This window comes from Enterobacter mori (assembly GCF_025244905.1).
GTDB lineage: Bacteria > Pseudomonadota > Gammaproteobacteria > Enterobacterales > Enterobacteriaceae > Enterobacter > Enterobacter mori_A.
In genome coordinates this window covers 4024704-4046323 of record NZ_CP104285.1, presented here as the reverse complement: position 1 = coordinate 4046323, position 21620 = coordinate 4024704, and the positions used below count along the sequence as shown (strand labels likewise).

Here is a 21620-nt window from a genome sequence, read left to right as displayed (position 1 = left end):
ATGCAATCTAAAAGATCTTGCATTCCTGGTTAATAGCAATCATTATCATTAAAAAATCAATTTCGATATATCGTATTCATCTGAGAAGGGCATAAAAATGACACCAACCCGTTACCCTCAACGTGTCCGCAATGACCTGCGCTTTCGTGAGCTGAACGTGCTCCGCGTCGAGCGTGTCAGCGCTGGCTTCCAGCGCATTGTTCTCGGCGGTGAGGCGCTGGAGGGCTTTAGCTCCCGCGGCTTCGACGACCACACCAAGGTCTTTTTCCCGGCACCGGGCGCGACCTTTGTTCCGCCCGTTGTCACCGATGAAGGCATCGACTGGGGCGACGGCGTACGCCCGCAGGCGCGTGACTATACGCCACTGTTCGATGAGGAGAAAAATGAGCTGGTGCTGGATTTCTTCGTTCATGATGGCGGCGTTGCCAGCAACTGGGCGGTAGCGGCCAAACCTGGCGACAAACTCACTATCGGTGGGCCACGCGGATCGCTGGTGGTGCCGGAAGATTACGCCTGGCAGCTGTACGTGTGCGATGAATCCGGGATGCCCGCGCTGCGCCGCCGTTTAGAAGGCATCGCAAAACTGCCGGTGCGCCCGGACATTCATGCGGTCGTGACCGTGGGTGACGGATCTTATAAGGACTATCTGGCGCACCTGAGTGAATTCAACCTCACCTGGATTGTGGGCCACAACCCGCAGGCGGTGGCCGATCGTCTGGCGACGCTGGCCGTGCCAGAAGAGGATTACTTTATCTGGCTGACCGGGGAAGGGAAGGTGGTGAAAAACCTGAGCCGCCAGTTTGAAACCGACGCGATTGACCAACAGCTGGTGCGTGCCAGCGCATACTGGCACGCGAAATAGTCAGGCTGCGGACTCCAGCTGCGCTTCGCTCACCTGATGTTCGAGCGAGGCGCGGACCTCATGCAGCGCCTTCTCCTGCTGGGCAAAGTAGGCTTCCATATTGTTCAGCGACGAAACCAGCAGCCAGGATTCTTCTTTCTCCAGTTCCGCCAGCTCGTTCACTAAGGTGTCGATTTGCTCGCGAACCTGCGCCATTTTTTTGCGGATACGCTCCAGATCGTTCAGCCTGTCGCTCGCCATCATTGGCTCAAAGCCCTGCTGCAGACGCGCCACCAGTGAGCGGATCGCTTTCACATCTCCGCGCTGTTTGGCCTGGTTGAGCTGTACCATCATGGTGTTGGCTTCTTCTTTCAGATCGTCTGCCACCAGATCCGGGTGGCACAGCTTGCTCGCCTGACGCCACAGGCGTTTCAGCTCGTTCTGATCCTCTTCCGAGAGATCTTTCCCTTTGCGCAGACGCATTTCGGCATCGTGATGCTGCTCGCGATACTTCTCGTACTCTTCGTTAGCCTCATCGCGCGCCTGGCGCGCGGGCTCTTCTTCACGCGTTAAGCCGCTCTCCAGTTCCAGCGCTTCGGCCAGCAGATTGGCAATCAGGTTGCTTTGCTGCTGTAGCTGTTTACGCGCCTCGGCAGCCTGTACGGAATCGGCCGGGAGATCGCGCCAGCGCTGGGTGAGCGTTGCCAGCACCTCTACCGCCTGCGCCATATAGCGCTGGCAGCGGCGATAATCCTCTTCGCGACGACGCGCCTCCGCCTGCTGACGACGCAGGTTTAGCTCCGCCAGCGTTTTACGCAGGGCGAGGATCTGCTGCATCAGCGGCCCGAGACGGGAGAAATAGAGATCGTTGAACTCATCAAGCTGCTGCACGCGAGCGTTGCGACGGTCAATCAGATCGCGCAGACGCTCCTCTAGCGCCTTCAGCTCCAGCTTGCTGGCAGCCACCTGCGGGTCACGCCACGGAGTCACGGCACGCTGGCCCTGCAGCCATGCGGTGATGGCCCTGATAGCTGCGGTGTAGTTCTTCTGCTCAAGCGCCACGACGATTGCCTGTAGCTCCTCGTCAAACGCTTCATTTTTCAGCCGCGTCAGCTGGCTCTGGATGATGTCGTCATCTTCCAGTTCGATGGCATTTTTTATGATTTCTAGCCGTTTGATCGGTGTGCTCATGATGCCTTTCGCTTTGGCGCTTAAGTATTTGAGTTAAGGATAGTTGTTGTAAAAGCTACAGGAAATAATACACACGGATGATGATCGGCGCGATAAGGGATTTCTTTAATCTTGCTTCAGATTTACCCCTGCAAAAATCTGAAAATGCGCCAGAAATATCCTTATTCTCTTTGCTGATATTTACACTATTTACTTTTTGAAATAAGTTGCTCGTTTTTTAACAGTCAAGTTTGTAAGCGTACTTTGAGCGGAGAGTAAATAATGTTAGGGAAAACATCAGCATGCGTGCTGCTGGCGGCTATCATGTTACTGATGCCAGGCATCGCACTCGCCGCCCCGTTGTCACCGGCTGACCGTAATATCATCCAACAGCAACAGCAGCAGTTGCTGGATGAGAGCCAGCGTCAGCGTGAATCGCTCGAGCGCAGCGTGGTGTTACCGCGGCCTGTCAGGCCAGACGAAACCTTTGCGTCACAGGGTCCGTGTTTCTTCATCAGCCGCATTGCGCTGTCTGGAGCAACCCTGCTTTCGCCTTCTGCTGAAAAGCAGCTGATTGCGCCATGGCTGAATCAGTGCCTTGATATTGCCCGTTTAAATGCCCTGACTAACGCTGTGTCCGACTGGTACATCAGCCGGGGCTATATCACCAGCCGCGCATTTTTGACCGAGCAGGACCTCTCCGGTGGTGTCCTCCAGCTTGCGGTTCTGGAGGGTAAGCTCCAGCAAATACGCCTTGAAGGCGTCCCGTCGCGCACCCTGAGCATGACCTTCCCCGGGCTCGAAGGAAAAATTCTCAACCTGCGCGATATCGAACAGGGTATGGAGCAACTTAATCGCGTGCGCCAGACGCCGGTTGAAATAGAAATATTGCCCGGCGACAGGCAGGGCTACTCTGTCGTCAATTTGACGGCTACACCAGAATTCCCCCTCAGCGGTTCAGTGAGTTTCGATAATAGCGGGCAAAAGAGCACCGGGACCGGGCAGCTTAATGGCGCGTTGTACGGAAATAACCTGCTGGGTCTGGCGGATAAGTGGTTTATCAGCGGCGGGCGCAGCAGTGATTTTTCCAACAGCAATGATGCTCAAAATTTTGCAGCAGGCGTCAGCATCCCTTACGGCTACGGATTGCTGGACTACAGCTACAGCTGGAGCAACTACCTCAGCACTATTGATAATAACGGCTACCTCTGGCGATCGACGGGGGATACCGAAACGCACCGTCTGACGGGCTCCTGGATATTGTTCCGCAATGGCGATATCAAAACCGGCGTGGCGGCGGGCCTCACGCACCGCATCAACCATAACTATCTCGACGATGTTCTGCTGGCCACCAGCAGCCGCAAGCTTTCCAGTTTCTCTCTGGGCCTTAACCACACGCAAAAAATCGCCTCCGGCGTGGCGACCCTGAACCCGACCTTTACGCAGGGGGTACCGTGGTTTGGCGCCGAAGATGATAACGACAAGCATGGCGATGTGCCGAAAGCCGAATATCGCAAATGGAGCGTGAACGGCAGCTTTCAGCGCCCCGTTGCAGACAGGCTGTGGTGGTTGACCAGCATCTACTTTCAGTGGTCGCCGGACCGGCTGTACGGCAGCGAGCGGCTGACGCTGGGCGGCGAAGCCTCCGTGCGCGGCTTTAAGGAGCACTACATCTCCGGGGATAACGGCGGCTACTGGCGAAATGAGCTCAATTATTCGCTCTTTACCCTACCGTGGGTGGGGGATGTCGGCCTGCTGGCGGCAATTGATGGCGGCTGGCTGAAGAAGGACGGTTTTGACCGTTACGCCTCCGGCACGCTGTGGGGGGCTGCACTGGGGCTGACGACGGCTCATCGTGGCTATTCGAGCCAGTTTACCGTTGGCACACCGATGGCGTATCCGGACTGGCTGGGGCCGGATCACCTCACGATTTATTACCGCGTATCAGTGGCTTTTTAAGGGGCAAGGATGATGAAAAAGGATCAGGTTCGTTTTTCGCAGCGCGCGCTGAGCGCCTTTCTGAGCGTATTGCTGGCGACGCAGCCGCTGCTGCCTGCGATGGCGGCAACCCTCACCCCGACCGGCAATACGCAGATGGACAAGGCGGCAAACGGTGTTCCGGTCGTGAACATTGCCACGCCGAATCAGTCCGGTATTTCCCATAACAAGTACAACGATTACAACGTCGGGAAAGAGGGGCTGATCCTCAATAACGCGACCGGGCAGCTGAACCAGACTCAGCTTGGCGGTCTGATCCAGAACAACCCGAATCTGAAAGCCGGGCAGGAAGCCAAAGGGATCATCAACGAAGTCACCGGCGCGAACCGCTCGAATTTGCAGGGCTACACCGAAGTGGCGGGCAAGGCAGCCAACGTCATTGTGGCGAACCCCTACGGCATCACCTGTAACGGCTGCGGGTTTATCAACACGCCGAATGCGACGCTCACCACGGGTAAACCGATGCTCGACGCCAGCGGGAAGCTGCAATCGCTTGATGTGACCAAAGGCGCCGTCACCATTGAGGGCGCGGGGCTGAATGGTAGCCAGAGCGATGCGGTGTCGATTATCTCCCGCGCGACTGAGATCAATGCGCAACTGCATGCGAAAGAGGTACGTGTGGTCGCCGGGGCGAACCGCGTCGCGGCGGATGGCAGCGTCAGCGCGTTGAAAGGAGAAGGTGACGCGCCGAAGGTGGCGGTAGACACCGGCGCGCTGGGTGGCATGTACGCCAACCGTATTCGTCTGGTGTCCAGTGAAGCGGGGCTGGGGGTAAACCTGGGCAATTTGAACGCACGCCAGGGGGATATTACGCTCAGCAGCGCGGGGAAAGTGGTGCTGAAAAACACGCTTGCCAGCGGTAGCACCCGCGTTTCTGCGAAAGAGGTGACGTTAACCGGCGACCATAAAGCAGGGGGTAACCTCACTGTCTCCGGGCAGAGCGCCCTGACGCTCGACCAGGCCCATATCGCCGCCGAGAAAAATCTTCAGTTAGCGACCAACGGTACCCTCACGCAAAACGGCGGCGCGTTCACTGCGGGAGCAGACATCACGTTGACGGCAAACGCCCTCACCCAGAGTGCGGATGCTCAGGCCGGTGCCGGTCGTAACCTTGCTGTGAACGTTGCAGAAAACGCGGCGCTTAAGGGGAAAAACATCGCCGGGCAGGATGCCACGGTTAACGCGAAAACGCTGGAGACCGGGACGCAGCTGACCGCATCACGCCATATTTCGCTGGAAGCGTCGCAGCGTGCCGCGCTTAACGGCTCTGTCGTCGCGGGTCAGCAACTGTTGGTGAAAGGCGGTGAGCTGACGCAGCGCGGAAACGTCAGCGCCTCAGATATCTCGCTCAGCGGTCAGGCGCTGACTCAGGAGAGCAGCAGCAGAACCAGTGCCAGCGGGAATATCGCTCTCTCCACGTCAGGGAACACCCTGCTGAAAGGCAGTACCACTGCCGGAAAATCTCTTGCCATAAATACGGGGAACCTGATCAACAGCGGGATGCTGTCCGCGGGGACGGATGCCTCGTTGACGACCGGGACATTCAGCAATACCGGCACCGTTCAGGGCAACAACCTGGACGTTTCAGGAACCGACATCACCAGTTCCGGCACCCTGAAAAGCGCCTCCACGCTGGGTATCAACGCTCGCAACGCCACGCTGTCTGGTGACACCGGCGCGAAAGGCAAAACGACCGTTATCGCGAGCGGTAAGCTGGATAACAGCGGCGCGCTCGTCAGCGATGACACGCTGACGCTGAAGGCTGCACAGGTGACAAACAGCGGCACGCTTTCCGGTGCCAGAGGGCTTGATGGCTCATCAGACGCGTTCATCACAACCGAAAAGTCAGTGACCCACAGCGATGGCGATCTGGCGCTGAACAATACGGCTACCACCCTTGCAGGCGAAACCAGCGCGGGCGGTTCCGTGAGCGTTCGGGGTCAAAGCCTGACGACCACGGCAACGGCGCAGACGCAGGGTAACAGCGTCAGCGTGGACGTACAGAATGCGCAGCTTGATGGGACGCAGGCTGCGAAATATGGGCTTATCCTGACAGCCACTGACGCTCTCAGTCACGGGGGAAAATCTTCAGCGTCAGCCCTGAAGATTGAAACCACGAATCTCAATAACAGGGGGACGCTGACGGCGTCTTCGCTCGCCATCAGCAGCCCTGCAGTCATTAACAGTGGTTTGATCCACGCGGGTCAGACGCTGTCACTGGTTACCCGTCTGCTGGATAACCGCAGCAGCGGCGTGCTGTACAGCCCGGCGGCGCTGTCGCTTTCTCTCTCTGAACTGAACAACGCCGGTATTATCACCAGCGACGCGGCGCTTTCCCTGTCTGGCTCAACCCTGACCAACAGCGGCGAGCTGAGCGGCGCTTCACTTCTTGTTGATTACGATACGCTGAATAACAGCGCAGGAGGCCTGCTGCTGGCGCAGGGGGAAAACAGCATCACGGCACAATCGGTGTCCAGTGCAGGCAGTATCGTGGGGAACACGCTGACGCTGAATGCCGATCGCCTCGACAGTCGCGGTCTTTTGCAGGGTGATACCGCGTTATCCGTGACCGCCGGTGTGCTGGATTTAGCGGCAGGCTCGCGCACGCTTACGGGGGGGAACCTCACCTTTTCAGGCACCACGCTAACCACCGCTGGCCAGCTGCAGGGGCAGAATGTCAGTCTCCGCGGCCGCGACTGGAATAACAGCGGAAGTTCGCTGGCGACCGGCTCCTTTAATTCCTTCACCACCGGGACATTCAGCAATACCGGTGAAGTGATGAGCCAGGGAGACATCACGCTGAATGCGGGCAATACCGTTAACAACGGCAATCTGTTATCGGCTGGCACGCTCTCGCTCGCGGGGAATACGCTGCGCAACAGCGGAACGGTTCAGGGGAACCATGTCACCGCGCATCAGGACAGTATCACTAACAGCGGCACGCTCACCGGGATCGCCGCGCTGACGCTGGCTGCTCGTCTGGAGATGGCTGCACCGCTCCTCTCGCTGGTGAATGAAGCATCGGGAGCGCTGCTGACGGCAGGTGAGTTGACGGTGACGGCCGGTGACCTCAGTAACGCCGGGCAATGGCAGGGTAAACGGGTACTTATTCATGCGCAGGCGCTTACGAACGGCGGTGCGATCCAGGCGGCAGATGTACTGGATGCGCATATCGTCAGCAATCTTATCAGTACGACGGGCAGCAAAGTCACCTCAAACGGAGAACTGGCGCTCTCAGCACTGACGCTGGCAAACAGCGGGCAGTGGATTGCGAAGCACCTCTCGCTGGAGGCCAGTACGCTGAACAACAGCGGCGAGATCACCGGCGTTGATGCGCTTTCGGTCGCCCTTAAGCAGCTGAATAACCAGGCCGGAGGAAAACTGCTCAGTGCAGGAGCGCTGACGCTTGATGCGGACAATGCAACGAACGCCGGGCAAATCCAGGGGAAAGCTACCACGGTTACTGCCGGGCAACTCATTAATAGCGGACGGCTTCAGGGAGAAGCGCTGACGCTGAGTGCCACGGGCGTGCTGAACAATACCGACAGCGGTGTGCTGCTCAGTGAAAACGCACTGACGGTGTCGGCTGACACGCTGAATAATCAGGGCACGATACAGGGCGGTGGGGAATCTGCGGTGAAGGCCACCACCCGCGTACAGAACGACGGCAAAGTGCTCTCTGGCGGTGGCCTCACACTGACCGCGCCGGAGCTGACGAACAGTAACGTTGGGCTGGTTCAGGCAGTGAGGTTGCTGCTGGATGTGGTGAACGTCGTGAATAGTGGGCGGATACTTGCGACCGACAACGCCGAACTACGGGGAATGACTCTCACCAACGACGGCACGCTGCAGGGTGCAGACCTGCTGGTTAACTATCAAAAACTGAATAACAGCGGTACGGCACTCGGCACCACTTCGCTTACGGTGAAGGGCGATGCGATTACCAACGCCACCAGCGGTAGGTTATTCAGTGCGGGTAACCTCATGCTCAACAACGGCACGCTGAAAAACGCCGGACAGATTGTGGCGCTGGGGGATGTCACGCTTCACCTGTTAAGTGCGCTGGAGTTCAGTGGAACGCTGGCCGCCAGCAACAGCCTGTCTCTCACCACTGAGGGTGATATCACCAATAATGGCACCCTACAGGGAAACAGCCTCGTTCTGAGCGCCGGTGGGGCGTTAACCAACAACGGCCAGTTCACCGCAGGTAAGGGTGACAGCGCGTTCAGTGCGCAACGTATTTTGCTCAATGCAGCCGGTAGCCTCTCTGCAGCCGGCGACGTGGTATTTAAGAGCCTGAGCGATATTACCGTGAATGGCTTTACCGGTACGGCAGGCAGCCTGACGATGAATGCGGCGGGCACCTTGCTCAATACCGCACTGATTTATGCTGCGAATAATTTGCAACTTTTCGCTGAGCGTATCCATAACGTCTACGGCGATATTCTGGCAGGGAATAGCCTGTGGATGCAGAAAAATGCAGCGGGTGCGGCGAACAGTGAAGTGGTGAACACGTCCGGAAATATTGAGACGCAGAAGGGTGATATTACGATCATTACAGCCCACTTATTAAATGAGCGAGATGGAAGCAATTCGAATACTCAGATAATTGATTTGGATAACCCTTCCTGGGTTGGTGATTCATCCTTTGTTGTAAGCCTGGATGATATGGAGGAAGGAAGCTATTCAACAGTAAAAAATCGCACGGATGTCTGGGTTGGAAGCTGTATGAGTTTTCCAACCTATCCAGGTGCGTGCAGCATGGACGAGCCTTTCTTTACCACCTCTTACCGGATTAATGATTCGGGTCAAACCAAACGTTTTGGTATTAAACGAACTGAGGTTGATGTAAGCAGTGCTGGCCAGGCAGCGCGCATAGCATCTGCTAATAATCTAAATATCACTGCAAATTATCTCGACAATAGCGGTAGCAATATACTTGCTAATCGCGACATTAGCCTAAAAGGTACGCAACTCAACAACCAAAGCTATCAGGCCAGTTCTGAGACGGAGTATCTTGTCTACACGGCATCAACCATTAATGCTGGTGGTATAACCTATACTCTGGCTGGTCGTGAGTTCGAATCAGAAAATACCGCTAACGTTGTTAGGGCAGTAATACAGGCTGGCGGCAATGTCTCCGCAACCTTTACTAACGATATCAGCAACACGCTCGTCACCGCGAACACGGATGGCTTTAGCAATACGATTGCCGTACCAACGCTGACCCCACTCAGCAATCAGTCCATCGCCAATGGTGAGCAGGCGCAGTCTCTTGTCGAAACCGATACGCAGGACATCACCACGCCGCAATGGCGTGATGCGTTAAGCGACGCCCTGAAAGACATCTCCGGCGCTTCATCCCTTTCCGATCAGAACGGCAGCAGCAGTAACTATCCACTGCCATCCGGCAACAACGGTTACTTCGTGCCATCCACCGATCCCGACAGCCCGTATCTGATTACGGTGAACCCGAAGCTCGATGACCTCGGTAATATGGACGACAGCCTGTTTGACGGACTGTATGACCTGCTCGGCATAAAACCCGGCGACGCGCCGCGCGAAACCAACAGCGCGTTCACCGATCGGAACCAGTTCCTTGGTTCATCGTATTTCCTCGACAGGCTCGGCCTGAACCCGGACCGCGACTACCGTTTCCTCGGCGACGCGGCATTCGATACCCGTTACGTCAGCAACGCCATCCTGAACCAGACCGGCAGCCGGTATATCAACGGCATCGGTTCCGACCTCGAACAGATGCGCTACCTGATGGACAGCGCCGCAGAGCAACAGACAACGCTGGGGCTGCAATTTGGCGTGGCGCTCACGGCGGCGCAGGTTGCCGCGCTTGACCACAGCCTGCTGTGGTGGGAAGCGGCGACCATTAATGGTCAGACGGTGATGATCCCGAAAGTCTATCTGTCACCGAAAGACGTCACTGTTCACAGCGGCAGCGTGATTAGCGGTAATAACGTCCAGCTGGCGGGCGGCAACGTCATCAACAGCGGCAGTACGATCGCGGCGCAGAATGGCCTGACAATCGACAGCAGCAACAGCCTGAGTAACCTCAACGCCGGGCTGCTGAGCGCAGGCGGCGGGCTGAACCTGAGCGTGCTGGGGGACATCAACAACATCGGCTCCACCATCAGCGGTAAAACGGTAGGGCTGGAGAGCGTCACGGGCAGCATTAACAACGTGACCCGCGCGCAGCAGTGGAATGTTGATGCGGGCAATGTGCGTTTTAGCGGTACGGATGTGGGCAGGACGGCCTCCGTCACCGCCACCGACGGGCTGACGATGCGCGCCGGACAGGATATCAACGTGACCGGCGCAAACGTGTCGGCGGGCGGCAGTCTGGCCATGGCGGCGGGGAATGACATCAACATCACCGCCAACGAGATTGCGACGAGCGAGGGACGTGCCGGGGGCAACCGTGCGACCACAGAGACAGCGTCCGTCACGCATCAGGGCAGCACCCTGAGTGCGGGCGGCGATCTGACCCTGCAGGCGGGTAACGACGTGAATGCTCGTGCGGCGGCGATGGCAGCGGAAGGCGATGTGGGGGTTCAGGCCGGGCGGGATGTGAACCTGCTGGCGGAAGCGTCAACGGAACGCTCCAGCAGCCAGGCGAAGAAAAAAACCGTCATTGATGAATCTGTTCGTCAGCAGGGAACGGAGATTGCCAGCGGCGGTAATACGGTGATCCTCGCCGGGCGCGACGTGACCGCGCAGGCGGCAGAGGTCACTGCGCAGGGCGATATCGGCGTGGCGGCAGGCCGCGACGTCAACCTGACGACGGCAACGGAGAGCGATTACCGCTACCGGGAGCAAACCAAAACCAGTAGCGGGTTCCTCAGCAAGAAGACCACCCACACCATCGAGGAAGACAGCGCGACGCGGGAGAAAGGCTCGCTGCTGAGCGGTGACAATGTGACGGTGTCGGCAGGGAACAACTTGCTGGTGAAAGGTTCGGCGGTCGCCGGAGACGGCGACGTGGCCCTGTCCGCAGGCAACAACGTGGACATCGTGGCGGCCACCAACACCGACACCTCCTGGCGCTTTAAGGAGACCAAAAAGTCCGGCCTGATGGGCACGGGCGGTATCGGCTTCACCATCGGCAGCAGCAAAACCACCCACGACCTGCGAGAGCAGGGCACGACGCAGAGCGAGAGCTTCAGCACCGTCGGCTCGACGGGCGGCAGCGTCAGCATCACGGCGGGCAAACAGGCGCATATCGGCGGGGCGGATATCATCGCGCAGAAGGATATCAGCCTGACGGGCGACAGCGTGGTGATTGAACCGGGGCATGACAAACGCACCCGCGATGAGACGTTTGAGCAGAAGAGCAGCGGGCTGACGGTGGCGCTGTCAGGGGCGGCGGGGAGCGCGGTGAATAACGCGGTCACCACGGCGCAGAGCGCGAAGCAGAGCAGCGACTCGCGCCTTGCTGCACTTCAGGGTACTCAGGCGGCGCTTTCCGGCGTGCAGGCGGGTCAGGCGGTTGCGCTGGACCAGGCGAAGGGCAGTTCTGACAAAGGGAATAACAACACTGTCGGCGTCAGTGCGTCGGTGGGAACGCAGTCGTCGACATCCTCATCCCATATGCAGAGTGAGACGACAACAGGCAGCACCCTGAGTGCGGGTAATAACATCACGATAAAAGCCACCGGAAGCGACATCACCGTGGCGGGGAGCCAGATTAAGGCCGGGAAAGACGTGACGCTGGAGGCGGCGCGGGACGTCAACCTGATTGCCTCGCAGGACACGCAGCAGACGACGGGTAAAAACAGCAGCAGCGGCGGCAGCCTGGGTGTCGGGGTAGGTGTCGGCTCCGGTGGGGCGGGCATCAGCATCTCGGCGAACGCCAATAGCAGCAAAGGGCACGAGAAGGGCAACGGCGTCTGGCAGAACGAGACCACGGTTGATGCGGGTAACCGCGTGACCATCAACACCGGGCGTGACGCGACGATTGCCGGGGCGCAGGTGAGCGGTGAAGCCGTGGTGGCGGATATCGGGCGCGACCTGACGATTGCCAGTACTCAGGACAGTGACCACTACAACAGCAAACAGAACAGCGTCAGCGGCGGCGTGGGGTACACCTTTGGTGCAGGCACGGCTTCGGGCAGCGTCAACGTCAGCCGCGATAAAATGACCAGTGACTACGACTCGGTGCAGGAGCAGAGCGGGCTGTTCGCCGGCAGCGGTGGTTTTGATGTGACGGTGGGTAAACACACGCAGCTTGACGGCGGGGTGATTGCCTCAACGGCGACGGCGGATAAAAATCGCCTCGACACCGGGACGCTGGGCTTCAGTGATATCCACAACCAGGCGGACTTTAAGACCGAACATCAGGGCGCGGGCATCAGCTCGGGCGGCAGCATCGGCGGGCAGTTTGCCGGGAACATGGCGAACGCTCTGCTGGCCGGAGGCGGTAACAGTGGTCACGCGGAAGGCACGACACAGGCGGCGGTGAGCGAGGGGACGCTCATCATCCGCGACAAGGAGAGCCAGAAGCAGGATGTGGCTGACCTGAGCCGCGATGCGGAGCATGCGAACGGCATCATCAGTCCGATATTTGACAAGGAGAAGGAGCAGCAGCGCCTGCAGGAAGTGCAGCTGATTGGTGAGATTGGCTCGCAGGCGGTGGACATTGCGAACACTTATGGAGAGACAGAAGGGCTGAAGGCAGCGCGGGATGCGCTGTCGAAAGAGGGCGTGACTGAGCCGGACGCGGATGCCAGCGACGCACTGAAAAAGGCCTATCAGGATGCCCTGCGCGGGACCGATGCGTACAAGACCACGACGGCGAAATACGGCACGGGCAGCGACCTGCAGCGGGGTATCCAGGCGGCGACGGCCGCGCTTCAGGGGCTGGCAGGCAGCGACCTGAAGGCAGCGCTGGCGGGGGCCTCGGCACCGGAGCTGGCGTATCGTATTGGTCACGGCATGGGGATTGATGACAATACGGCAGCGAAAGCCATAGCGCATGCGATACTGGGTGGCGCAGTTGCGGCACTGCAGGGGAACAGTGCGGCAGCGGGTGCTGCGGGCGCGGCGACCGGTGAGCTTGCGGCGAAAGCGATAGCGGGTATGCTGTACCCTGACGTCAAAGATTTGTCGAAGCTGAGCGAGGAGCAGAAGCAGACGGTCAGTGCGCTGGCAACGATATCGGCCGGGATGGCTGGCGGGCTGACGGGGGATAGTACGGGGTCAGCGGTGGCCGGGGGGCAGGCCGGGAAGAATGCGGCGGAGAATAACTCACTGGCACTGGTTGCCAGAGGTTGCGCGGTTGCTGCACCCTGCAGGACGAAGGTCGCAGAGCAGTTGCTGGAAATCGGGGTCAAAGCCGGTATTACTGGCGCCGTGGCAAAAACACTTGCCGACAAGCTGACTGCTGATGAACTGGATCATCTTGTTACCCTTGAAATGATGGGTAATGATGAGATCACCAGTAAGTATCTCAGTTCGTTGCAGGATAAGTACGGTTCAGGGAGTGCTTCGAACCCGAATATTGGCAAGGATCTGACGGATGGTGAGAAAGCAGAACTGGGCGGTGCGGGTTCAGGCACCGGTACACCACCACCACCGCCGGAAAATGATCCTAAGCAGCAAAATGAAAAGCCCGTAGAAAAGCTTAATCAGAAACAAGAAAGTGCGATTAAGAAGATTGATAACACTATAAAAAATGCTCTGAAAGACCATGATATTACTGGAACTATCAAAGACATGGATGGTAATCCAGTGCCTAAAGAGAATGGAGGGTATTGGGATCATATGCAGGAAATGCAAAATACGCTCAGAGGATTAAGAAATCATGCGGATACGTTGAAAAACGTCAACAACCCCGAAGCTCAGGCTGCGTATAGTAGAGCAACAGATGCTATTAATAAAATAGAATCGGCTTTGAAAGGACATGGAATATGATTACCTTCCGTAAATTGATTGGAAACATCAATGTGACGAAAGAACCAGATCAACAATCACCACTTGAACTCTGGTTCGAACGTATTATTGATGTACCTATTGAAGAGCTAACAGTGGAAGACCTCTGCCGAGCTATCCGACAGAAATTATGTATTGACCAATTGATGCCAAGGGTATTGGAAGTTCTGACTGAAGAGCCGTTGGCAGGTGATTATTACGATGGTGAACTAATTACTGCCTTATCAACCATAAAAGCAGAAGATCTAAGAGGTCAGAAAAATACTTTTACCCAAATAAGGCAACTGATTAACCAGCTGTCTCCTTCAGATATTAACGATGATCTAAGAAAAGATATATTAAAAATCAATCAAATAATCGTATAAACGATCCCGGCCACCGCGCCGGGATCGTTCTATCAGGCTTTACCCGAAATTCCCGTTCCTGTGCTGGATCACCAGCCGATTGTCGACATTTAACGGCAGTGGATATTGCAGAATGCAGGGGAACGCCGAATTAGGCCTGAACTAAGTACGAAAGAGCGGTAAGCGTAAGCAAGTAGAAGGATATTCTCCTTCATTATTTTATCTCAAGGAAAGAAAATGAAAGTAACAAAATTTTCAGCAACTACTTTACTTTTCGTTGTAGCGCTAACGGGTTGTGCCAGCAAAGTAAAACCTGAAAATGTAACCTCTTCAAATGGTAGTTCGATTGAGATTATGGCTGTGTCAGCACAGGCAGACCTTAATAATAATCGTATCGCAGATAATTCACTACGCGTAGTTACCCCGACTCATAACGCTGTAGGAAAAGGGCTAGCCGTTTTGTCTGTGTTAACCGGAAATATAAATTCCAGCAGTTTTGATAAAGAAAATTATAAAGGGGAAATCATCGAGTCGATCAAAAACCCTACTGATACCTATCTCGCTGAAGCTGCAAAGAAAACTATCAGTAAATGGATGGACTCCCAATCCAGCGGGTATGTTTATAAAGAGCAACTCTATATTGGCCATGCTACCTGGGCATTGATCTTTAAAAATGCTACGGCAACCACTCCCGTTTATCAGCTGAAATATAAGGTACTTTTCTATAAAAAACCTGAGAGTGGGAATATGTTTTCCGCTTATACCGTAGCTGAATGTTCCCCAGCTCCTGTGGAAGCGAATCTGTCAGAATGGGAACGTGAGAATTATAAGAAGGTAACTGTTGAAACCCAGAAGTATATGGATGCCTGTATCCTTGAGTTAAATAATCAACTCCCGCGCTTGCTTAAAAAGTAGCATCTATATTAAGTTATCCAATCCCGGTCTTAACACCGGGATTTTATTTTTTATACGTCATTTACCCCCGCTTTACCACCGGCACATCTCCCAAATCATTCAGCGCTCCCGGAAACGTTTTCAGCCACTGCGCCACTTTCTTTTTATTAATATTCGCCACACTCATGCCTTCAAGACAGCCCCATAGTTCGCGTGTATGTTGCGGTGTAATAACAATACAATCTTTCATCACCCGGATTTTGACAGGCATGCCGTTGATAAAACCTGCATTTGCGAGCCACTTGCCGCTAAGGGGAAGGTATCGACAGTCCACCCGGGAATAAAGCTCGCAACAGGCAGAACTATCTTCCTGCGTTTCTGCACGAGGATGAACAGGGGCAGCATCAGTCTGGTTTCCGTGCAAACGACGGATATCTTTTTTGCGTATCAGATCGCGGTTTTCAGTAATACTGTTAAAAGCGTCTGATTCTGTTTTGAAAACAGTAAACTCTGGCTTAAAATTCGTCTCAGCCATATTCAACTCCTGATTAGTTGCTTTGTGGTTAGCGGCATGGAGGTGGTGGTACACCTTCATGTCGCGTTCTTTAATAATTTGAAAAATTATATCCTGTTAATGCTTCCTTTACTGTGGAGTGATTTTCTATGGGTTGATTATACCGGACTGTATAAAAATTCAGTATCTGGTGGGGAGATAATTTTGAGAATTGCGAAGTGGCTTCAGAAAATATTCATGAACAATATTTTTGAGTAAATGATCTCTGGCCCCGCGCTGAAATCTCTTTTTCAACCGTAACATTCGCCCCATTACCTGTTGTCACGCTTGTTTGCAGTTGTCATTCAAAACACCCTGTCATCCATTCTCCCTGTTTACCATAAAATTCCTAAAATCTGTAATTTGCCAGCAATATCACTTTATCTTTCTTCATCCTACTCTTGATTATTTGTCTTCCATGTTAAAATTCCAGGAGAACAACTTTGTTAAAGGATGAAAGATGAATATGAAGCTTTTCCTGTTTTGCGAACATACAGGATTCAGTAAAAAGGATTCTCCTTTGTGGGCAGATGTCTGTGATGCTCTTCATAAGCTCAGGACTCATACTGGAAGTGTAAATATTAAAGATTTTGATAATCAAAAAACGCTCAGCATTCATTCAGATGGTATGCATTTCTTACTTTCATTAATTGAGTATATAGACGATGAAACAAAAATAAAAAATATCCAAAACGCCTGTTTTTCAAGTGTGGAGAGACCTGTATTACCTGTTTCCTGGCGTCGCTCTCATGAAGTGATAAATGATTTCGATTTTGTCTCTGAGGTGACCAGAAAATTTTTCATTACGGGGCAGGCTTAGTGTTTTCTGCATAGAAAAAACTCGGTTATATTAGGTTTTCTAATCCTGTGTGTATGACTTCACTGCATTATGAATAATGCACAGTAGATGATAGTCATGTATTAATTGATACGGTAAAACTGCATTATCTCACCACCCTCAAAAATGCCGACGGGCCGTGCATTAAAGGCCGATTCCCTGTGCCCAGGGGGCTCGGCAATGGGCTTCCACAACCAATACTCAAGAATGCCATAGCGGGTAAACTGAACAACGGTTGCCGGAAAATACCACGCTGGATGTGACGGAACTGGAAAAGGTTCTGACCGATGGCGTGATTGTCCTGCTGCGTTTTCCCCAACCAATAAATAATTGAAAGTAAAAAGATCGGGATAAAAATCGAGACAAATCCCTACGTAAAATTACCAGGTAAAACGCGTAATCACCCTAATAGTTTGCCCTCACCGGCCTGTTTATGATTCGTCTCACTGACTGTTATTTCCTGACACTGGCGGACGGCGGTTCGACGTGCAGTAATAATTTCCAACGGAGTGAAGATGAATATGAAAGCGATGTTAGTCGCCCTGCCGGTCGCAGCAATCCCGGTTACCGTTATGGCGGCAAATACTGAAGAAGGCTATTACGCTTCTGCAAAATACCTGCAGATCGAGCAGCGAGCGAAAGAGATGGATACCAGTGCTCGCCCGGGTGTCGGGCAGTTTACCGGCGGTAAAGAAAAAGAGCATTTTGGCGGAGCGGCGATTGCTGCGGGCTATCAGTTTGGTAACGGTTGGCGCACCGAAGGTGAGTACACCTTTAAGCAGAAAACTGAATACACCAGCGGTTCCAGCACGTTCGCCAACAGCTATAACCACCTGCAGACTGAAACTGAGCGCCTGATGCTCAACGTGTATCGCGATTATGAGCTGGGTTACGGTGTTTCCGTGTACGGTACCGCAGGGGTGGGTGTGAGTAAGATTAAAGCGGGCGGCTGGCAGGGTAATGCAGGTCGTGAATATGCGTCTACCACCCAAAGCAATTTGACCTACGCCTTAGGTGCAGGCGTCATCTATATGCCGGTTGAGCGTCTGTATGTTGATTTGGGCTACCGTTACATCGATATGGGTAAGATCGAAAGCGGATATAACAACTTTATCAACGCGCGTGGCTTAAAAGATGAGCAAATGAAAGCGCACATTGTCTCTAATGAATTTACCCTTGGCATGCGCTATGTCTTTTAACCTGTTGATATTGTGACTGCTTTAAAAACAGGGCCAACGCCGCGTTGATGCGGGGTTGGCTTTTTTGTGCTTTGTTGGCGTCTCCACGTTCTCTTATCGCACGCCAAAAGTGATAAACAAAAAAGCCACTCGCTAGAGTGGCTTAATTATTTGAATCTACAACTAAAATTTGGTGGCCCCTGCTGGACTTGAACCAGCGACCAAGCGATTATGAGTCCGAAACTTAAGTTAGATAAAACAATTAGTTACTTTAATTTCAACCGCTTGCGAAGTCGAATAATGGAGAATATGCCAGCATAGTGGATAGGTTTGCTGCCAATTTGCTGCCATCTCAAGGGGGGGGCGGGGCCTTGCTGAACGGCAAAGGTTTTCGATTTGACCAAAAAACACTAAACTATGGACCATCATTGCCGATTAGATTAAATGTTTATAAATGGCTGTTAATAGTAAAAACAAGGAGATGCTGTGTCAAATTTGAGAGATATGGAAGAACTTATAAGTGATATTGTTGATGTAGAACTTAAGGAATATATGCGTGAAGCTCTAACATGTTACATGACTGGAGCGCATCGTGCTTGTGTAGTACTATCATTCATTGCTATTTTTGAGGATTTATTAAAGAAATTAGATGGGATGGCAACAACAAATAAAACAGCAAGAGCCATATTTACTGAGATTAGTAAAAAAAGAGATGAGCAGAAAGTCTATGAAAATGATCTGCTCAACAAATTGAAGTCTGAAAAAATAATAACAGAAATTGATGCGGATTTTTTGACGGTATTAAAAACTCTCAGGAATAAAGCTGCACATCCTTCAGGACACAAACCTACTGCAGAGGAAGCGAGATATGTTTATTCTGAAACAATTAATCGATTTCTTTCTAAACCAGTACTTTCAACTACGCAGGTTGCAGACCAAATCCTTTCTAAGTTAACAAATGCCTATCTATTCCCTACAACTAATATTACTGATCATTCAGCTGTTGTAAATGATGGGGTTAAAAACCTACATAGTGACGGCTACTCATATCTTTTATTAAAATTGATTGAATCTTTAGAGCATGCTAATGAACAGATAAAAACAAATGCTAAGCGGTATCTACTAGGTTTAGCATTTAAGCCCTTGAATCATGATGTTTTACAACAGATTAAAAAACATATAATAATTGACTGTTGTTCCGATAATAACAAGGCCCAGCTTATAATGGAGTGCATAGCTACCAACTACCGATTGCTGAATGGGTTAGATGAAATAGTATACTTAAGACTTAATAAAATGTTTGAGGATAGTATTATGTCCTCAAAGACATCTGATCAACATACATATTTAAAACATCCTATTCAAATTTCTAAGAGTTTGCTAAAGTTAGATGAAGAGATAATTAATAAGTTCTTTAAGAAAAGTGTTGATGATGTTTTAGAAAAATATAAACTAAGTCCGTTGTTAATGAAAATAGTAAAAAATAAAGATTGGGCTAAAAGAAAAGTCATCAACTCAATATTTGAAAAAGCAGGTTCTTCAACCTTTGACGAAGCTAATTCATTCGCAAGAAGTGCAAGTGCTTATGATGAAGATTTGTCCCATCTGATGAGCAATATGGAATGCTTAGAGTTAATTGTCAGAGTATGTGACGCAGGGATTTGGGGAGCATATGGAGCTGAAGGTATGATGAAAGGCAAATTTAATAACATACCAAAGGTTAAAGAGAAAGCTCTAAAAGCTCTTATGGAGGATGAAACTGTCAGCCAAGAGTTAATAGAAAGAATAAGGCCAGACCTCGGGAGTGCTGTAGATTTCGAAAAGAATTACTTTTGATGTAAATTGTAAGAAGGGCATTTTATATGCCCTGATTTTAATTAATTATAAGGTTCAGTGGGTTCAAACTCACAGCTTCCGACAGATGATCCGGCGCAAAATGAGCGTAGCGCATAGTGACTTTTATATCTGTGTGTCCCAATATTCGCTGTAACACCAAAATGTTACCGCCTCTCATCATAAAATGGCTGGCAAAAGTATGCCTTAAAACATGCGAAAGTTGTCCGTCTGGTAAGTCGATACCAGCGCGTTTAATGGCACCTCGAAATGCAGAATAACATTTCGTAAACAATGGTTTCGATGTTCTCAATTTGGGGAGAATCTCATACAGTTCATCACTGATTGGTACCGCGCGGTTTTTTTTGCCTTTCGTTTTAATGAAAGTGATTTTACCCGGGCTGATCTGCTTGCCTGTTAAATTCTCTGCCTCTCCCCACCGCGCGCCGGTCGCCAGGCAAATCTTAACGATAGTGGTTAAATCGTCCGCTTTGCTTTTTTCGCATTCCTCAAGCAAACGTGTTGCCTCTTCAACCGTCAGCCAGGCCAGTTCCACCTCAGCAATTTTAAACTCTCTGACGTTTTCAAGAGGGTTGGGCGCGGCCCAGTCATCCAGTCGTTTCAGTTCATTGAACATAGCCCGGAAATAAGCCAGCTCAAGGTTTACTGTTCGAGGGGTTACGGTCTTCACTCGATCAGAGCGCGTTATTTTTCCGCTTAACCGCTGTTCGCGGTAAGTTGAGAACAGCTTTGCGTTAAATTCAATAGCGAGCGGATCACCCATGGCGAGGCAGGCAAACTCCATGGCGCTTTTTCGCTTTTCACCATCTGCAAGTGTTACGCCGTGCGCGTTATACCAAGCGGTTACTAAATCCCTAACGCGCCGCTTGTCCGCTTTCTCGCCCAGCCAGGGCTTATCCTCGGATTGTTCTTTAACGTATCGTTCATATGCCAGGGCTTCCCCTTTAGTGGCGAACTGGCGGCGTATGCGCCGTCCGTCCCTACCGTTCGGGAAAACCTGAGCCTGCCACTTTCCATTTGGTAGTTTTGATACGGCCATAAATTAGAGACTCTGAGTACGATTGATAATTTTGCCTAGGATTTTGATGTCATCGAGCGGGCATTCGAAAGAGGCTTTGCCATTTTCAATTCGCACGCGCCCCCCAGGGAATCTATAAAGTTCACGTACACTCACAATCCCATCAATTTCAATAAACCAAAAACCATCAACTAACTCCCCGTCATAGCGATCAGCCAGATAGGTTGTTTTGTCTGCGGTCAATATGAACGGTGACGACAGACCTTCAGGGATTATTGAAACATCTGCAATTAAGTCGTTTTGGGTTTTAATGATCCCATTTGTGATGTCTATGCGTTTAAGGTTTATGGTTTTATCGTCACGACCATCAACGAACTTACTTCCAACGCCTGTACTCAGCCAGATTAATGATGCTCCCGTTTCAAGATGGCAGACAATCACCCAGTCAGCCGGAAAGGTGTCGCGCGCATACCTGTTAGCCATGGTGCTTTGTGAGACGCCAAGCTGGTTGCAGAGGGAAATACGGGTGTTAAAACCATAGGCTTCAAGGATACGAGCAATGACCTCTTTCCCACCTCTGTTTTGTGATATGCAATCTCGAATCAGGTTGATGTCATCTTCATTCGTTAATTTGCGTGTTGACATGTTCATTTAGTGGTCCTAATATCTCGATTCAAGATGTTGTGAATAATGTAAAACAGTGCCGAATAGTGAGTTCGTCACCCAAACTGAGGGATATTGCATCATGAATCGCCAATTATCAATGCGCCCTAGCATCAATCTTGTGGTGTCTGAACCATTCATTACCTTGGATGAGTTCTGCCGCCGTACCGGTTACAAGGCCAGCTATGCCCGCCAGATGATCCGTGAAAACCGCTTACCTATCAGGAAAAAGGCCGGAGTAAATAGCCTCATCGAAATCAACATGTTCGCGTTAACGATGGAAGCCGCTCAGGGCTGTGAAATCGCAATGCAAGCCTGATAGTTCCA

Annotated in this window: 13 protein-coding genes; 9 read left to right on the top strand and 4 right to left on the bottom strand. The window is 52.3% G+C overall.

Going from position 1 to position 21620, the window contains the following annotated elements; translation table 11 throughout:
• Positions 1–97 precede the first annotated feature (97 nt).
• Positions 98–862, top strand: a complete 765-nt coding sequence (locus N2K86_RS19095) for a siderophore-interacting protein (RefSeq protein WP_260659631.1) — start codon at positions 98–100, stop codon at positions 860–862.
• On the opposite strand, the gene N2K86_RS19090 is transcribed toward N2K86_RS19095, so the two are convergent.
• Positions 863–2032 (bottom strand): DNA repair protein, encoded by a 1170-nt coding sequence (locus tag N2K86_RS19090; RefSeq protein ID WP_260659630.1) that lies wholly within the window; start codon positions 2030–2032, stop codon positions 863–865.
• Positions 2033–2293: 261 nt separating this feature from the next.
• Here N2K86_RS19090 and N2K86_RS19085 point away from each other — a divergent pair, with 261 nt between their 5' ends.
• The 4 genes from N2K86_RS19085 to N2K86_RS19070 all read left to right on the top strand — a co-directional run bounded on the left by N2K86_RS19085 (position 2294) and on the right by N2K86_RS19070 (position 15210).
• Entirely contained in the window at positions 2294–3970 is a 1677-nt protein-coding gene (locus N2K86_RS19085; protein ID WP_260659629.1) for a ShlB/FhaC/HecB family hemolysin secretion/activation protein, read from the top strand.
• A gap of 9 nt (positions 3971–3979) precedes the next feature.
• A complete protein-coding gene (locus N2K86_RS19080) occupies positions 3980–13933 on the top strand; it encodes a hemagglutinin repeat-containing protein (RefSeq protein ID WP_260659628.1) in 9954 nt (3317 codons plus the stop codon).
• Positions 13930–14316 carry a contact-dependent growth inhibition system immunity protein gene (locus tag N2K86_RS19075; RefSeq protein ID WP_260659627.1) on the top strand — a complete coding sequence of 129 codons (387 nt, stop codon included), beginning with the start codon at positions 13930–13932 and terminating at the stop codon, positions 14314–14316. The genes N2K86_RS19080 and N2K86_RS19075 overlap by 4 nt, the downstream gene beginning before the upstream one ends.
• 216 nt (positions 14317–14532) lie before the next feature.
• On the top strand, positions 14533–15210 hold the full coding sequence (locus tag N2K86_RS19070; protein ID WP_260659626.1) for a hypothetical protein: 678 nt from the start codon (positions 14533–14535) through the stop codon (positions 15208–15210).
• 61 nt (positions 15211–15271) lie between these two features.
• On the opposite strand, the gene N2K86_RS19065 is transcribed toward N2K86_RS19070, so the two are convergent.
• Positions 15272–15724 carry a type I toxin-antitoxin system SymE family toxin gene (locus N2K86_RS19065; protein ID WP_260659625.1) on the bottom strand — a complete coding sequence of 151 codons (453 nt, stop codon included), beginning with the start codon at positions 15722–15724 and terminating at the stop codon, positions 15272–15274.
• 478 nt (positions 15725–16202) lie between these two features.
• On the opposite strand from N2K86_RS19065, the gene N2K86_RS19060 reads away from it, so the two are divergent.
• The 3 genes from N2K86_RS19060 (at position 16203) to N2K86_RS19050 (ending at position 19594) form a co-directional block, all read left to right on the top strand.
• A complete protein-coding gene (locus N2K86_RS19060; protein WP_260659624.1) occupies positions 16203–16562 on the top strand; it encodes a DUF6911 family protein in 360 nt (119 codons plus the stop codon).
• 533 nt (positions 16563–17095) lie between these two features.
• Positions 17096–17779 carry an outer membrane protein gene (locus N2K86_RS19055; protein WP_260659623.1) on the top strand — a complete coding sequence of 228 codons (684 nt, stop codon included), beginning with the start codon at positions 17096–17098 and terminating at the stop codon, positions 17777–17779.
• 465 nt (positions 17780–18244) lie between these two features.
• A complete protein-coding gene (locus N2K86_RS19050) occupies positions 18245–19594 on the top strand; it encodes a hypothetical protein (RefSeq protein WP_260659622.1) in 1350 nt (449 codons plus the stop codon).
• Between the two features lie 37 nt (positions 19595–19631).
• Here N2K86_RS19050 and N2K86_RS19045 read toward each other — a convergent pair whose 3' ends face one another.
• Together N2K86_RS19045 and N2K86_RS19040 are read right to left on the bottom strand one after the other, a co-directional pair.
• Positions 19632–20651 carry a phage integrase gene (locus N2K86_RS19045; protein ID WP_032414771.1) on the bottom strand — a complete coding sequence of 340 codons (1020 nt, stop codon included), beginning with the start codon at positions 20649–20651 and terminating at the stop codon, positions 19632–19634.
• Positions 20652–20654: 3 nt separating this feature from the next.
• The gene (locus N2K86_RS19040) at positions 20655–21281 is read right to left on the bottom strand and encodes a phage repressor protein CI (RefSeq protein ID WP_407065247.1); all 627 of its coding nucleotides are present in this window, start codon (positions 21279–21281) and stop codon (positions 20655–20657) included.
• A gap of 94 nt (positions 21282–21375) precedes the next feature.
• Between N2K86_RS19040 and N2K86_RS19035 the strand changes: the two genes are divergently transcribed.
• The gene (locus tag N2K86_RS19035) at positions 21376–21612 is read left to right on the top strand and encodes a hypothetical protein (RefSeq protein WP_032414769.1); all 237 of its coding nucleotides are present in this window, start codon (positions 21376–21378) and stop codon (positions 21610–21612) included.
• Positions 21613–21620: the final 8 nt, after the last annotated feature.